Origin of the sequence: Anaerosphaera aminiphila DSM 21120 (assembly GCF_900129925.1) — a bacterium.
In the GTDB taxonomy this organism is placed as follows: Bacteria; Bacillota; Clostridia; order Tissierellales; family Peptoniphilaceae; genus Anaerosphaera; species Anaerosphaera aminiphila.
Genome location: NZ_FQXI01000001.1, coordinates 56,376 through 72,642 on the forward strand (window position 1 = coordinate 56,376; position 16,267 = coordinate 72,642).

The following is a 16,267-nucleotide window of genomic DNA, read 5'->3' on the forward strand; positions in this document are numbered from 1 at the left end:
TTAATCTAACTATCTAATAACATATCACCTATTTTATACACATCTCCAGCTCCCATAGTAATGACCATATCTCCTTCTTTTAAATTTTCTTTAAGGTATTTTACAATATCATCAAAATCTTTAATATAGAGGCTTTCATTTCCATTAAGTTGAATTGCTTCATAGAGAGTCTTAGAGTGAATATCTCCATAGTCCTTTTCTCTTGCAGCATAAATATCTGTGATAATAGTAATATCTGCATCGTTAAAAGATTTTGAAAAACTATCTAAAAGAAGTTTTGTCCTAGTAAAAGTATGTGGTTGAAATATACAATACAATTTTCCCTTAAGCCCTTTTCTAATTGCATTTAAAGTAACTTTTATTTCAGTTGGATGGTGAGCATAGTCATCTTTTACAATGGCTCCATTATAAATCCCCTTAAATTCAAGTCTTCTGTGAACTCCAGTATAAATTTTAATTCCCTCTATAGCAGTTGAAAAAGAAATTCCATTTTCAACTGATGCTGTTATTGCAGCAAGAGAATTGTATACATTGTGAATCCCCATTACGGAAAGACTTACACTGTCAACATAATTGCCATTATAATATAAGTCATAATTAGGATATCCATTTGAATCATAAGAAACATTTTTTGCCCTGTAATTTGCATTATTATCTATTGCAAAAGTAACAACATTGCAGTTTGTTGAATTTTTAAGTAAAGCTGTATTTTCGTCATCAATATTTAAAATTAATTTATCATTTTTTGTTAAATTTTCAGAATACTTTTTAAAAGTATTTATTATGTGCTCAATGTTGTCAAAATAATCTAAATGATCTTCATCAATATTTAATATAATTGCAGTAGTAGGATAATATTTTAAAACATTAGCTTTATACTCACAAGCCTCTGTTAAAAAAAGTTTTTTTCCTCCGATTTTCACATTACCTTGTATTCCATCTAACTGCCCTCCTAATAAAATAGTAGGATTTATATCTATATTTTTAATTATTTCAGTAATCATAGAAGTAGTTGAAGTCTTTCCATGAGTACCAGACACAGCAATTGAAGATTGATAGTTTTTCATAATAGCGCCTAAGAAGGAAGCTCTATCTATTATATCGATTTTTGATTTAATAGCAGCAGCTAACTCTTCATTGTCCAAGCTAATTGCATCAGTAAAAACAATTAAATCTGCATCTTTAATATTAGCAGGGGAATGAACGTTATATATTATTGCACCATCATTTTTTAATTTATCTATTATTTGACTACCTTTTGCATCAGAACCAGATACTACATACCCTTCACTTAACATTATTTCAGCTAAGCCACTCATAGAAATTCCTCCTATGCCAATGAAGTGGATATGTCTATATTTATGATCATTTATATTAAAACTAAACATGTAAACCTCCTATTAATTAACCAAACTAATTATAACATTAAATATAGAAAAGTAAAAATATATAATTATCGTTAATATTTTAATTAATGTATATTTTAAGCAATAAATATAGTATAATTAAAAATAGAAGGGGTGAGTATTAAGTGAAAATCACAGACGTAAGAATTAGAAAATTACCTGATGAAGGTAAAATGAAAGCTATAGTTTCGGTTACTTTTGATGATGAGATTGTTATTCATGACATAAAAATAATAGAAGGTGCTGATTCCTTATTTATAGCTATGCCAAGTAGAAAGCTTCCAAACGGTGAATTTAGAGATATCGCACATCCTATTAACGCAGAATCAAGAAAAAAAGTTGAGGATGCTGTTTTCGCTAAATACGAAGAAATTATCAATGAGCCTGAAGAAAAAGAAGAAGTAGAATCTACTCAGGAGTAACAATTGAATAATTTAAAACTAAAAGTCCATAATTATGGACTTTTTTTTGTATTGTTTATATTTATTTTAAATTGATTTGGAGTAGTACCCGTATATTTTTTAAAAGTTGTAGAAAAATGTGATTGAGAAGAAAAGCCACAATCATAAGCTATATAGTCAAAATTTTTACGGCTTTGAATAATTAATAATTTAGCTCTGTTGACTCTTAATATATTTATGTATTCACAAAATCTATATCCTGTTTCTTTTTTAAACAAGCAACACAAATAATTTTTAGAGATATGTAATTTGTCAGCTATTTCTGTTAAAGTTATTTTTTTATTAAAAGTAACATTTATAATATCAAGAGCATTTTTAATAATTAAATGATCATTTTTTTCTAGTGTAATCTCTAAATTATTTGAATATTCTTTTATTAATTTTTCTCCAAAATGTATCAAATTTTGAAGATTATTTTCATTAGAAATTATTTTATCGTTTTTATGAGCTAGGTTTTCCAAGTCTCTATTATATTTCAACAAAAAATAAGTATATAAAAAAATATTCAAGGTATTTAAATATTTTTTTATACTATTTACATTATAATTTGTGTTTTTTATATTGGTACTATATATATTAATAGCTTCTTTTACAGTTGATGGACTGAGTTGTTCTGCCAAGGCAATTTGATTAAGCATAATTATCTCCTTTATATAAAATTATGATAGCTTTATATAATTTATTTTATCTAATTCTATTATAATTTATATATAAATGATAAACAATATCAAAAAGGAGATAATTATGAAAAAAGTAAATATAATTTATTGGACAGGAACAGGAAATACAGAAATTATGGCAAATGCCATGGGAAAGGGTGCAGAGGGCGCAGGTGCTGAAGTAAAGATAATTGAAGTCGGCCAAGCAACTGAAGATGATGTTAAAAGTGTTAACAATATAGCATTTGGATGTCCTGCAATGGGTGCTGAAGAATTGGAAGAAACAGAAATGAGACCATTTATGGATAAGGTAAATTCACTTTTAGCAGGAAAAAATGTAGTAATTTTTGGATCTTATGAATGGGCAGATGGAGAGTGGATGAGATCATGGCAAGATGAGATCATGGCTACTGGATGTAAATTAATTGCCGATGGTTTTATAGCCTATGATTCACCAGATGAAGATGCTATAGATGAATGCGAATCACTAGGTAAAGATTTAGCTAACGCTTAAAATGTATAAGAAAAATTTTTTAGAATTTTATAAATTTATTGATAAATATGATGACTTTAATTATTTATTGGCAATACTTAGATTTTTAACATCGCCAACATCCTCAAATATTAAAATAGCTACATTAGTAAATATTTGTAACTCAAGTAGGAAATTAAAGGATATTTGGAGTGAAAACAAAGATTTTTTTAGGAAAATGTTAAATGTGGATTATTTTGAATTTAAAGAAAGTGAAAACTTTACTTTAGTTTATTTTTATAAAAAAAAACTTTTAAAAGAAATTTTACTAGAAGAAAGCATAAGTAACTATTTAATTAGTTTAAATTATAGAGAATATGAAACTGTAGAAAAATATTTAAATGTATTAAAATCTAAGTTTACAGAGAACAATAGTTGCCCAAATGAAATAGGTGTTTTTCTGGGATATCCCTTAAACGATGTAATAGATTTTGAATGTAAAAATAAAGAGTGCAAGTTAAGTGGATATTGGAAATGCTATAATGACATATATGCATCGAAAAAGACCTTTGAAAAATATGATAATGAAAAGTTAAAAATTATAGAGAAATACTACAAAGATGCTATATGAGATACTATAGCATCTTTTTTTTATCAAAATTAGATATAGAAAGTCATATGTGTTATTATTTATTTGAGGCGATAAATATGAAATTAAAAAAATTAAGAGATAAAATGATTAACAATAGTATAGATTTCTATATAGTTCCAACATTCGACCCTCACGGATCAGAATATATACCGGAAAATTATAAAGAAAGAGAATTTATAACCGATTTTTCAGGGTCGGCCGGAGTAGCAATTATATCATTGAGTGAAGCTTATTTATGGACTGATGGAAGGTATTTTATACAAGCTGAAGAGCAAATAAAAAACACTGGATTTACTCTTATGAAAATGGGATTTAGTGGAGTTCCAAGTTATACAGAGTGGATTGGAAATACTGTAGAGAAAAACCAAACTATAGGACTGGACTTAGAGTGTTTTCCACAAGAATCCTATGAAAAATTAAAGAGTTCCCTAAGATTCAAAAATATTAATATAAAAAATATAAATTTAATAAAAGAAATTTGGGAAGATAGACCGCTACCACCAAAGGGAAAAGTATATATATATGAAGATAAATATGCAGGGAAAACTTCCAAAGAAAAACTACTTGAAGTTAGAAGAGAAATGAAAAACATGAAATCTGAAATTACTATAATTTCATCTCTGGAGGATATTGCATGGCTATTTAATATTAGGGGAAGCGACATTAAATATACACCATTAGTTATGTCCTATGCAATTATAGAAGAAGATAGAGCTTTGCTCTTCGTAGATTTAGAAAAGATATCTAATGATGTAAAAAACTATTTAGAGTCTTTTTGTGAATTATATAATTACTCTGATATTTTTAATTATGTTGAAAAATATGAAAATACAAGTATATATGTAGATAAAAATAAGTTAAATAATAAATTGTTTAATTGTATAGATAAGTCTAATGAAATAATTAGTGGAAATAATTTAACCGAAAAATTAAAGTCCATTAAAAACAGTACAGAACTTGCAAATATAGAAAAAGCTTATATTAAAGATGGAGTAGCTTTAACTAAATTTATTTTTTGGATTAAAAGGACAATTAAAAATAAAGGTATAACAGAATATGAAGCAGAATTAAAATTAAGAGAATTTAGAAAATTATCAAAAGATTATATTTATGATAGTTTTGATACAATTTCTGCCTATGAAAAAAATGCTGCAATGATGCACTACCATGCAAGTGAAGAAAATAGTTCAACGGTTAAAAATAGCGGGTTTTTATTAGTAGATTCAGGGGCACAATATTTAGAAGGCACTACTGATATTACAAGAACTATTTCCATGGGAAATTTAAGTAGCGAAGAAATAAGAGATTTTACTTATGTACTAAAATCTCACCTAATGTTAGCTACATGTGTATTTTTAAAGGGAACTACTGGCAAGGCATTGGATTCAATTGCAAGATATAATGTTTGGAAAAATCGAACAGATTATAAAAGTGGTACTGGGCATGGAATTGGATGCTTTTTAAGTGTTCATGAAGCTCCACCTTCTATTAGTCCTAGAGCTCTTGAAAGCCCTATGGAAGTGGGTATGATAGTTTCAAATGAACCGGGAATCTATAGAGAAGGTAAATATGGAATTAGAACAGAGAATATTTTAAAAGTTGTATATGATGAAAAAGTAGATGATGATATATTTTACAAATTTAATACTATTTCATTTGCGCCAATTGATATTGATGCTATAGATGTAAATTTATTAGAAGACTATGAAATTAACGCTTTAAACTCATATCACAGAGAAGTATATAATAAAATATCTGATTATTTAACAGATGAAGAAAGAAAATGGCTATTTGAAGTAACTAAAAATATATCTAAATAGGTGATTTTTTGAAAGATTTAGAAGATAGACTTAAACAATTACCAGATTTTCCCGGCGTTTATATAATGAAAGATAAAAATGACAACATTATTTATGTGGGAAAGGCAAAATCTTTAAGAAAGAGAGTTAGGCAATATTTTGGAAGTTATGGAAACTCAAGTGCTAAAGTTAAAGCAATGGTTTCTAATATAGATGATTTTGAATATATTATAGTAGAAAATGAAGTAGAATCTCTAATTCTTGAAAGCAATTTAATTAAAGATAATAATCCCAAATATAATATCTTATTAAGAGACGATAAACAATATCCATACATTAAGGTAACAATTAATGAAAAATATCCAAGGGTTATGAAAACAAGGAGAATTTCAAAAGACAAGGCCAAGTATTTTGGACCATATCCAAATGTAACTGCTGTAAATTCTTCAATAGAAGTCTTTCATAGAATGTTTCCTTTAAAAACTTGCTCTTTAAATTTGGAAAATGGACAAAAAAGACATAGGCCATGCTTAAATTTTTACATGGGAAAGTGTTTGGCACCTTGCGTTGAAAATGTAGAAGTAGATGTATATTTAAATATGATTGATAAAATAACTAAATTTTTATCTGGAAGAGATGATAGTTTAATAAAAGTATTAAAAGAAAAAATGTTAAATGCCTCTGAAAATTTAGAATATGAAAAGGCAGCTGCAATTAGAGATGACATAGAAAATTTAGAATTATTAAATGAAAAACAAATAATATCAAATACAGACTACAGCGATAATAAAGATGTTATAGGAATAGCTCGTGGTGTAAACGAAGTTTTGGTTCAAGTATTTTTTATAAGAGCGGGCAAAATTATAGGAAGAGAACATTACTTTATGAGAGATTATTTTAACGACAGTGCATCTGAAATAATTTCTGCCTTTATAAAACAATTTTATACTGATATGACTTTTATACCTAAAGAAGTAATTATTGAGGCAAATTTAGAAGAGTTGGGAGATTTAGAAGACTTTTTATCTGCTAAGAGAGGCGCTGGCGTTAAAATTATAACGCCTCAAAAAGGAGAGAAAAAAGAACTTGTCAGACTAGTTAAGAAAAATGCAATTGACATGCTGAATAAATATTCCAATAAGTACAAAAAAAAGATGGAAAGTAACTTACTGGCATTAGAGGAAATAAAAGACACTTTGAATTTAGATAAAATACCCACTAGAATTGAAGCATATGATATCTCCAATACTTATGGAGTTGAGTCTGTGGGGTCAATGATAGTATTTGAAAGTGGAGAAGCAAAAAAAACTGACTACAGAAAATTTAAAATAAAAGATGTAATAGGCCCTGATGACTATGCTTCTATGAGAGAGGTTTTAAGTAGAAGATTTAAAAGAGGTATAGAAGAGAGAGAAAAGAATATAAACTCATCCTTTGCCTCATTTCCTGACTTAATAATGATTGATGGCGGTAAGGGACAGGTAAATATTGCTCTGGAAGTACTGGAAAACTTAAAATTGGATATTGAAGTATGTGGTTTAGTAAAAGATGACTTTCACAAGACGAGAGGAATTATTTATAACAACATAGAATACGACTTAAATCAATCTTCTAAAGGTTATAAATTAATATATAAAATTCAAGAAGAGGCTCATAGATTTGCAATTAATTATCATAAGTCATTGAGAAATAAAATTTTATTTAAATCAGAATTAGATGGAATCGAGCAAATTGGAAATAAGAGAAAACAGGATTTGATGAAACACTTTAAATCCATAAATAAAATTAAAAACGCAACTGTTGAAGAGCTTCTAGAAGTAAGTTCAATGAATAAAAAATCTGCAGAAATATTATATAATCACTTTCAAGGAGGAAAGAATGAAGGGAATTAGTTTGCAAAAAATAATTGATGATTTGCCACTTGAAAAAATTTATATTCCAGAAAGTATAGAAGATGTAATTTTATTAAATGGAGAAATAAATAGACCGGGATTACAATTGACAGGCTATTATAATAAATTTCCACCAAAAAGATTGCAAGTAATAGGAGAGCAGGAATGGTACTATATAAATGAATTAAGTCCGGAGGAGCGTTATAAATCAATTGATGAGTTTTTTAGTCATAAAATTCCAGCACTGATTTTTTCCGGTAATCATTGGATTCACAACGAAATTATCGAGTTGTCTAAAAAATATGATATATCTCTATTGAGGACAAAAGATTCTTTTTCAAAGTTCACAGTAAAATTTCAAAACTATATTGAGGTAGAACTTGCTCCAAAGATGAGGAAACACGGAGTTCTACTAGATGTATATGGTGTAGGAGTATTAATAACTGGAAACACAGGGATTGGAAAATCAGAAGCTGCATTAAATTTAATCTCCAAGGGTTCAAAATTAATATCAGATGATTCTGTTATTATAAAAAACATAGAAAATAGATTAATAGGGACTTCACCTGAAATAACTAAGTACTTTATGGAAATTAGAGGTGTGGGAATAATAGATATTCAAAAGTTATTTGGAATAGGCTTTGTAATGGAAGATAAGGAAGTTGAAATGATTGTTCACTTAGAAGCGTGGGATAAGTCTAAAGAATATGAAAGGCTGGGAATAGATGATGACTATGAAGAAATCTTAGGAAAAGAAGTTGTCAAATACACTATACCAGTTAAACCAGGAAGGGACACTGCACTTATAATTGAAGCAGCCACAAAGAATTTTAAACAAAAAGAAACAGGGTATAATCCTGCCATTGAATTAAACAATAGGATTTTAAAATATAAGTAAATTTAAAGCTATACTATGTTTTTATAGTGTATTATAAGAATATAATTCTTGAAAATACCTGAATTATAAGCCTATAATAGTATTAAGAATAAAATTATATCAGTAACTAAAAACGGGGGGTTATTATGGGAAAAATTTTCAAAACTATGGATGGTAATGAAGCGGCTGCTCACGTAGCATATGCCTTTTCAGATATAGCTTGTATATATCCAATTACGCCATCATCACCTATGGCAGAACATATAGATGCTTGGGCTTCACAAGGAAGAAAAAATATTTTCGGACAAGAAGTTTTAGTAAAAGAACTACAATCAGAAGCAGGGGCTGCTGGTGCTATGCACGGTGCACTTCAAGCCGGTTCATTAACTTCTACTTATACTGCATCACAAGGATTATTACTTATGTTGCCAAATATGTATAAGATAGCAGGTGAATTACTTCCAGGAGTATTTCACGTTGCAGCACGTGCTTTAGCTTCACATGCACTATCAATTTTTGGTGATCATCAAGACGTTATGGCTTGTCGTGCATCCGGATTTGCACTTTTAGCATCAGGTTCTGTACAAGAATCTATGGATATGGCAGCAGTTGCACATCTTACTTCTATTAAGAGCAGAGTACCTTTTGCACATTTTTTCGATGGTTTTAGAACATCACACGAAATGCAAAAAATAGAAGTTTTAAATTATGATGATCTTGAAAAATTAGTAGACAAAAAATCAATAAATGAATTTAAAGAAAGGGCTTTAAATCCAAATTCGCCTGTAGTTAGAGGTACAGCACAAAACCCTGACATATATTTTCAATCTGTTGAATCATCAAATAATTTTTATTCTGATGTAATAGGTACAACAGAAGAATATATGAAAGAGATATCTAAATTAACTGGTAGAGATTACGGTTTATTTAACTATTACGGAGCTGATGATGCAGAGGAAATTATAATTGCAATGGGCTCAGTAACAGAGACAATTGAAGAAGTTGTAGATTATTTAAATGCAAAAAATAAAAAAGTAGGTCTATTAAAAGTACATCTATACAGACCATTCTCTAAGAAACACTTCTTAGAAGCAATACCTAAGACAGTTAAGAAAATTGCTGTATTAGATAGAACTAAGGAAAAAGGTGCTATAGGCGAACCTCTATACTTAGATGTTAGAGATGTATTTTATGATGAAGAAAATGCTCCATTAATTATAGGAGGAAGATATGGCTTAGGATCTAAAGATACTAACCCATCACATATATTAGCTGTATTTAAACATTTGGACTCAAAGAATCCTACTCATAATTTTACAGTTGGAATTAATGATGACGTAACAAAACTTTCATTACCTATTGAAGAAAAAATAACTACAGAGCCAGAGGGAACAATTAGATGTAAATTCTGGGGATTTGGTTCAGATGGTACTGTAGGTGCTAATAAAAGTGCAATTAAAATTATTGGTGACAATACTGATATGTATGCTCAGGGGTATTTTGACTATGACTCTAAAAAATCAGGTGGAGTTACAATGTCTCACTTGAGATTTGGAAGCCACAAGATAACTTCAACTTACTTGCTTTCTGAGTCAGACTTTATATCTTGTTCAAAACAATCCTATGTATATCTATATGACTTACTAAAGGGCTTAAAGAAGGGTGGAACTTTCTTATTAAATACTCTATGGGATGATAGTCAATTAGACGAGCACTTGCCAAATTCACTAAAGAAATTTATTGCAGACAATGAAATAAAATTCTATACAATTAATGCTACAAAAATTGCTGCTGAAATTGGACTTGGCGAGAGAATTAACATGGTAATGCAATCTGCATTCTTTAAACTTTCAGAAGTTTTACCTATTGACGAAGCAATAAAATTCTTAAAAGAAGCAATTGTAAATGACTATGGAACAAAGGGTGACGATATTGTACAAATGAACTATCGTGCTGTAGATGCCGGAATAGGCGCTACACATCTTGTTAATATACCAGATAGCTGGAAAAATTTAACATCAAGCGATGATCACACTATTAAGAATGCACCTGAATTTATAAATGACATATTAGTTCCTATGAGTAGACAAGAGGGAAACGACTTACCTGTTTCTTCATTTGTAGGTGTTGAAGACGGAACATTCCCTGCGGGAACTAGTAAATATGAAAAAAGAGGAATAGCAGTTAATGTTCCTAAGTGGGAAATAGAAAAGTGTATCCAATGTAACCAATGTTCGTTCGTTTGTCCTCATGCTGCTATTAGACCATTCTTATTAGATGAAGAAGAAGTTAACAATGCACCTGATAGCTTTAAGACAAAAAAGGGAATTGGAAAGGGCGCTGACAAATATCAATATAGAATTCAAGTTTCTCCACTAGATTGTACTGGATGTGGAAACTGTGCTCAAGTTTGTCCTTCAAAGGAAAAAGCACTTATTATGACACCTTTAGAGACAATGCTTCAAGAAGAAGATAATTGGAATTATTCTACTACAATAACTTCTAAGCAAGATGATTTTGAAGCTAATAACGTTAAAAACTCACAATTCTTTATGCCATACCTTGAATTTTCAGGAGCGTGTGCTGGTTGTGGTGAAACACCTTATATTAAGCTAATTACGCAATTGTTCGGAGATAGAATGAGTATTGCCAATGCAACAGGATGTACTTCAATATGGGGTGGTTCTGCACCGTCAATGCCATATTGCACTGACAATAATGGTTGTGGTCCATCATGGGCAAATTCACTATTTGAAGACAATGCGGAATATGGATTTGGAATGGCGATTTCTCAAACTCAAACAAGAAATAGAATTAAAGTATTAATGGAAGAATTTATAGAATTAAATATAGATCAAAATGTAAATGCACTATTTGAAGAGTGGATTGCAGGAATGGATGACTATAAAACTTCAAAATTAGCTAGTGTAAAACTTATTCCTATATTTGAAAAACAGTTTAACGATGAAAAAGCCAATGAAATTATGTCAAATTTAAATAGTTTGAGAAAGTTTTTAATTAAAAAATCTCAATGGGTAATAGGTGGAGACGGCTGGGCGTATGATATTGGATATGGAGGATTAGACCATGTTCTAGCTTCAGGAGAAGATATTAATGTAATAGTTGTAGACACTGAAGTTTATTCTAATACTGGAGGACAAGCTTCTAAGGCAACTCCAACAGCAGCTGTAGCTCAATTTGCAGCATCAGGAAAATTGACAAGGAAAAAAGACCTTGGAATGATGGCTGCAACATATGAATATGTATATGTTGCTCAAATAGCTCTAGGAGCAGATAAAAACCAAGCTTTAAAGGCAATTAAAGAAGCAGAGGCTTATAAAGGGCCATCCCTAATAATTTGCTATGCTCCATGTATAAATCATGGTATTAAAGCTGGAATGGGCGCTTCAATTGAAGAAGAAAAGAAGGCGGTAGATACTGGATACTGGCACTTATACAGATTTAATCCTGAATTGAAAAAAGAAGGAAAGAATCCATTTGTACTAGATTCAAAAGCTCCTACTAAACCATTTAGAGAATTCTTAGATGGAGAAATTAGATATACTTCGTTGAAAAAATTATTCCCTGAAAGAGCAGAACAACTATTTGAAATTGCAGAAGAAAATGCAAAAGATAGATATGACTACTATTTAAAAATGGAACAACCAAACTAAATTTAAATAGTTAAAAAATGATAAAAAAACAATGTTATTTGAATAACATTGTTTTTTTATCATTTAAATTGTATTAGAACTATATTAACTTCCTTTCTTAATATCATCTATAAAAATCTTATATGCATTAATAATTGAAGTTGATGCAACAATTCCAACAGCTAATGAAGAAGCTATTAAAAAAGTTTCAATAGCAGATTGTTGGGCTAATTTAGTATTGTCATTAATTAAATAATACATAGTATAGTACATCCCTGCTCCAGGAACCATAGGCGTTAGAGCTGGTAATATAAATACAGTTGCAGGTTTTTTCATCCTTCTTGCCGCAAATTCACCAATAAAACCTAAAACAAAGGTAGAAAAGCATCCGGCAATGAAGAAGTTATTTGTTTGCAACAGGGTGAATTTATATATAATCCATGAAATACCACCATATATACATGATATAAAAATAGCTTTTTTGGGACAATTAAAATATATGGCAAAACCCATTGCTGCAAAAGTTGCTATTAAAAACTGTGTAATGTAATAGTACATAATACACCTCACTTAAAAATTTGTAATGCGGCACCAACGCCAAGAGCTATGGCCAAACCAAGAAATACTGTCTTAGCTAAGCCCATTACTCCTGATAAAAAATCTCCATTTATAATGTCTCTGGCAGCGTTTGTAGCTGAAACTCCTGGAACTAAAATCATAATAGATCCAATTATCACCATATTGTAATTGGTTGCAAAATTAAGGTTAGTTAAAACTAGCGCAAATATTGAACTTACAAAAGCGCCCAGAAAATTATAGATAAAAAAATTAAATTTAAATTTGGAGGCTTTAGATAAAATAAAGGACATGAACAGTGTAATAATAAAGGCACATAAAAAATCTTTTAAGTCTCCACCAAATAATAGAGAAAAAAAGGAAGCTAACCATCCTGCTGCAATATGAGCTTTCCAATTATCTAAATTAGAATTTTCATCTATATCTTTTAAAATCTGCATACCTTGATTATAGGAAATATCTTCATTTACAAATCTACGTGAAAAGTCATTTATTTTGTCGATTTTTTCAAGATTAATAGTTGAATTATGCACTTTTTTAAAAATTGTAATTATTTCATTGTCATATTCTAAAGATACAAATATTCCTGAAGTTAACACATAGGCATCTACAGCTTCAACATTAGATACAGATTTACAAATACGTTGAACTGTATCTTCAGCTCTATATATTTCAGCTCCGTTTTTTACTAATAGTTTTCCTGCATATAGAGATAAATTCATTAATTGTTTAGCATCTTTAATATCATTTAAATTTCGTTTCATATATTTCTCCAATCATTTCAATTATACTATCTTAGAAAGCTTTAGACAATCAATATTAATTGAAACTACTTGCTCCTAATGATATAATAAGACTCTAAAATATTATAAGAGGTGATAGTATGGAAAAACCTATAGTTTCTATTATAGGAACTCCAAATGTAGGGAAATCCACACTTTTCAATAAAATAATTGGAAGAAAAATTTCTATTACAGAAGATACACCAGGAGTTACAAGAGATAGAATTTATTCTGATGGAGAATGGCTTGGAAAGAAATTTCTATTAATTGACACTGGTGGATTGGATTTAAAAGATGAAGATATATTTATGTCTAATATCAAATCGCAAGTAGACCTTGCTTTAGATATGAGTGACGTAATAATATTTTTAACTGATGGCGTTAGAGGTGTTTCTTCAAGTGACAGAGAAATAGCAAATTACTTAAGAAAATCCAATAAAAAAATTATTCTAGCTATAAATAAGTTTGACTCTAAGGCAGCTAATAATAATTACTATGATTTTTTTGAATTAGGCTTAAGCGATCCCATTAAAATAAGTTCAGAACAGGGAACTGGTGTTGGAGATTTATTAGATGAAGTTATCAAAGATTTTGGCGAACAAGATGAAGATTTTTTTGATGATGATATTAGAGTTACTTTTATTGGAAAGCCAAATGTGGGCAAGTCTTCGCTAATAAATAAAATATTGGGAGAAGATAGAGTTATTGTAACAAATATTCCTGGAACGACAAGAGATGCTATAGATTCTAAATTTAAATACAAAGATGAGGACTATACACTTGTAGATACTGCGGGACTTCGTAAAAAGAAAAAGATAAACGAGAATATTGAAAGGTATTCTGTTATAAGAACACTTACTGCTATAGAAAGGTCTAGTGTATGTGTATTAGTCGTAGATGCTGAAGAGGGAATATCTGAACAGGACTCTAAAATAGTGGGCTACGCTCATGACAACAACAAGGGAATAATAGTTGCTGTAAATAAGTGGGACATAATAGAAAAAGACAATAAAACTATTAAAAAATTTGAAAAATCAATAAGAGAAAGACTTCCTTTTATTAATTATGCGCCAATAATATTTATATCAGCACTGACAGGACAGCGTATAGACAAATTATTAGAGACAATTTTAATTGTCAACAATAACTATAATCACAGAATAAAAACAGGCGTTTTAAATGATATACTCAACAAAGCAGTATTGATTAATCAACCTCCTTCAGACAAGGGAAGAAGGGGAAAACTTTATTATGCTTCACAAGTCTCTGTAAGACCACCAAAGTTTTTATTATCTGTAAATGACAAAGAATTATTTCACTTTAGCTATGTAAGATATTTAGAAAATCAAATTAGAGAATCTTACAGTTTTGATGGAGTACCTATTATATTATCTTTAAAAAATAGGGGAGAGAAGTAATGAAATTTTTATTTTGCTTATTATTATCTTACTTAATAGGCACTATATCAGGTTCATATATTATTGGAAGCAAGGTTTTAAATATAGATATTAGAAATTATGGAAGTAAAAATGCTGGAACGACTAATGCCATGCGAGTACTTGGAAAAAAATGGGGAGTAATTACTTTTATAATAGATTTTCTCAAGGGAATTTTAGTAGTTGTAATTTCAAAATATATTTTTTTATTTTCAAATCAATATATTTTATTTATGATTTTAGCTTGTATAGTAGGTCATGACTATCCTTTTTATATGAAATTTAAAGGGGGAAAGGGTGTAGCAACTACACTTGGTGCATTTGCTGTCTTTAATTTTAAATTAGCTTTTATATGTTGGCTAATTTGGATGTTTTTAATATTAACTACAAAAATGGTTTCCTTAGCTTCAATAGGTTTTCTTTTAAGTATTATTGTTTTATTTACTTTACTTGGAGACTATGATGTGTATTGTGATATTACTATATTTGTTATTTGTGGGCTTGGAATTTATAGACACAAGTCAAATATAAAGAGAATATTAAGCAAAACAGAAAATAAAATAGGAAATAGGAGAAAAAAATGAATATAGCAATATTAGGAGGAGGCAGCTGGGGAACTGCAGTTGCAAGACTTCTTCACAATAAAGGTCATAATGTAAAATTTTATATAAGAGATAAAAATGTAGTAGAAGATATTAATACTAGAGGTGTAAATAGTAAATTTTTACCAAACATTGATTTGGGAAATTTAAAAGCTACTTCAAATATACATGATGCTGTAAAAGATACAGAGACCATAGTACTTGGTGTACCTACAAATTCAGTTAGAAGTGTTTTAAATTCCATAAAAGATGATATAGAAGATCAAATAATTGTAAACTTGGCAAAGGGAATTGAAGTCGATACTCTTGAAAGAGTTTCTCAAATTTCTAAAGAGATACTACCTAAAAATGCATTTATTAGTTTGTCAGGACCCTCTCATGCAGAAGAAGTGGGAAAAGACATACCAACCCTTGTTGTAGTTTCATCAGAAGATATACAAGCTTCCAAAAAAATACAACATGCTTTTTCAACAGAAAATTTTAGGGTTTATACTAACAATGACTTAATTGGAGTTGAAATTGGAGGAGCATTAAAAAACATAATTGCATTGGCTGCTGGGATGAGTGATGGTTTAGGATATGGAGATAATACAAAAGCTGCACTTATGACTAGAGGAATATACGAAATGAGTAAATTAGGTAAAGCCTTAGGAGCAGATCCATATACATTTAACGGACTTTCTGGAATTGGAGATTTAATAGTAACTTGTACAAGTATGCACTCTAGAAATAGAAGAGCAGGTATATTAATGGGAGAGGGTTTGAGCTCTGAAGAAGCAGCTGAAAAGATCGGTCAAGTAGTTGAAGGAGTAAAGACAACAAAATCAGCATATGAATTATCAAAAATTCACAATGTTTCAATGCCCATAACACACAAACTATATGATGTGTTATACAATGATGTTAATCCTAAAGAAGCTGTTTCTAGTCTAATGAAAAGAGAATATAAAGAAGAAATGGAAGAAATTTTTTTAGACAATATAAATTTATAATTAGGTGA

14 protein-coding genes are annotated in these 16,267 nt (G+C 29.5%); 10 read left to right on the forward strand and 4 right to left on the reverse strand.

The features are described 5' to 3' along the window. Positions 1-5: 5 nt before the first annotated feature. Positions 6-1,388, reverse strand: a complete 1,383-nt coding sequence (murC, locus tag BUB47_RS00315; protein WP_073182707.1) for a UDP-N-acetylmuramate--L-alanine ligase — start codon at positions 1,386-1,388, stop codon at positions 6-8. 143 nt (positions 1,389-1,531) lie between these two features. Between murC and spoVG the strand changes: the two genes are divergently transcribed. Then, positions 1,532-1,828, forward strand: coding sequence for a septation regulator SpoVG (spoVG, locus tag BUB47_RS00320; protein WP_073182709.1), 297 nt, complete (start codon positions 1,532-1,534; stop codon positions 1,826-1,828). Positions 1,829-1,860: 32 nt separating this feature from the next. Here the strand turns inward: spoVG and BUB47_RS00325 are convergent, their stop codons facing one another. Beyond that, complete coding sequence (locus BUB47_RS00325; RefSeq protein WP_073182711.1) at positions 1,861-2,505, reverse strand: helix-turn-helix domain-containing protein; 645 nt, start codon at positions 2,503-2,505, stop codon at positions 1,861-1,863. A gap of 106 nt (positions 2,506-2,611) precedes the next feature. Between BUB47_RS00325 and BUB47_RS00330 the strand changes: the two genes are divergently transcribed. The 6 genes from BUB47_RS00330 (at position 2,612) to nifJ (ending at position 11,892) form a co-directional block, all read left to right on the forward strand. Beyond that, positions 2,612-3,040 carry a flavodoxin gene (locus BUB47_RS00330; RefSeq protein ID WP_073182712.1) on the forward strand — a complete coding sequence of 143 codons (429 nt, stop codon included), beginning with the start codon at positions 2,612-2,614 and terminating at the stop codon, positions 3,038-3,040. 1 nt (position 3,041) lies between these two features. Then, positions 3,042-3,629 (forward strand): DUF3793 family protein, encoded by a 588-nt coding sequence (locus BUB47_RS00335; protein WP_073182714.1) that lies wholly within the window; start codon positions 3,042-3,044, stop codon positions 3,627-3,629. Between the two features lie 77 nt (positions 3,630-3,706). Beyond that, positions 3,707-5,470, forward strand: coding sequence for an aminopeptidase P family protein (locus BUB47_RS00340; RefSeq protein WP_073182715.1), 1,764 nt, complete (start codon positions 3,707-3,709; stop codon positions 5,468-5,470). Between the two features lie 8 nt (positions 5,471-5,478). Next, the gene (uvrC, locus tag BUB47_RS00345) at positions 5,479-7,341 is read left to right on the forward strand and encodes an excinuclease ABC subunit UvrC (protein WP_073182717.1); all 1,863 of its coding nucleotides are present in this window, start codon (positions 5,479-5,481) and stop codon (positions 7,339-7,341) included. After that, positions 7,328-8,239 carry an HPr(Ser) kinase/phosphatase gene (hprK, locus tag BUB47_RS00350; RefSeq protein WP_073182719.1) on the forward strand — a complete coding sequence of 304 codons (912 nt, stop codon included), beginning with the start codon at positions 7,328-7,330 and terminating at the stop codon, positions 8,237-8,239. Before uvrC ends, hprK begins: the two co-directional genes overlap by 14 nt. A 125-nt stretch (positions 8,240-8,364) precedes the next feature. Next, positions 8,365-11,892, forward strand: a complete 3,528-nt coding sequence (gene nifJ, locus BUB47_RS00355) for a pyruvate:ferredoxin (flavodoxin) oxidoreductase (protein WP_073182721.1) — start codon at positions 8,365-8,367, stop codon at positions 11,890-11,892. A gap of 84 nt (positions 11,893-11,976) precedes the next feature. Here nifJ and BUB47_RS00360 read toward each other — a convergent pair whose 3' ends face one another. Further along, on the reverse strand, positions 11,977-12,429 hold the full coding sequence (locus tag BUB47_RS00360) for a threonine/serine exporter family protein (RefSeq protein ID WP_073182722.1): 453 nt from the start codon (positions 12,427-12,429) through the stop codon (positions 11,977-11,979). 8 nt (positions 12,430-12,437) lie between these two features. After that, on the reverse strand, positions 12,438-13,211 hold the full coding sequence (locus BUB47_RS00365) for a threonine/serine exporter family protein (protein WP_073182724.1): 774 nt from the start codon (positions 13,209-13,211) through the stop codon (positions 12,438-12,440). A 119-nt stretch (positions 13,212-13,330) separates the two neighbouring features. Here BUB47_RS00365 and der point away from each other — a divergent pair, with 119 nt between their 5' ends. Genes der through BUB47_RS00380 form a run of 3 tightly spaced genes read left to right on the forward strand, consistent with a single transcriptional unit; the run spans position 13,331 to position 16,259 of the window. Further along, positions 13,331-14,647, forward strand: a complete 1,317-nt coding sequence (gene der, locus BUB47_RS00370; RefSeq protein ID WP_073182726.1) for a ribosome biogenesis GTPase Der — start codon at positions 13,331-13,333, stop codon at positions 14,645-14,647. Continuing rightward, on the forward strand, positions 14,647-15,249 hold the full coding sequence (plsY, locus tag BUB47_RS00375; RefSeq protein WP_073182727.1) for a glycerol-3-phosphate 1-O-acyltransferase PlsY: 603 nt from the start codon (positions 14,647-14,649) through the stop codon (positions 15,247-15,249). Before der ends, plsY begins: the two co-directional genes overlap by 1 nt. Further along, positions 15,246-16,259, forward strand: a complete 1,014-nt coding sequence (locus tag BUB47_RS00380; protein WP_073182729.1) for an NAD(P)H-dependent glycerol-3-phosphate dehydrogenase — start codon at positions 15,246-15,248, stop codon at positions 16,257-16,259. Before plsY ends, BUB47_RS00380 begins: the two co-directional genes overlap by 4 nt. Positions 16,260-16,267 lie beyond the last annotated feature (8 nt).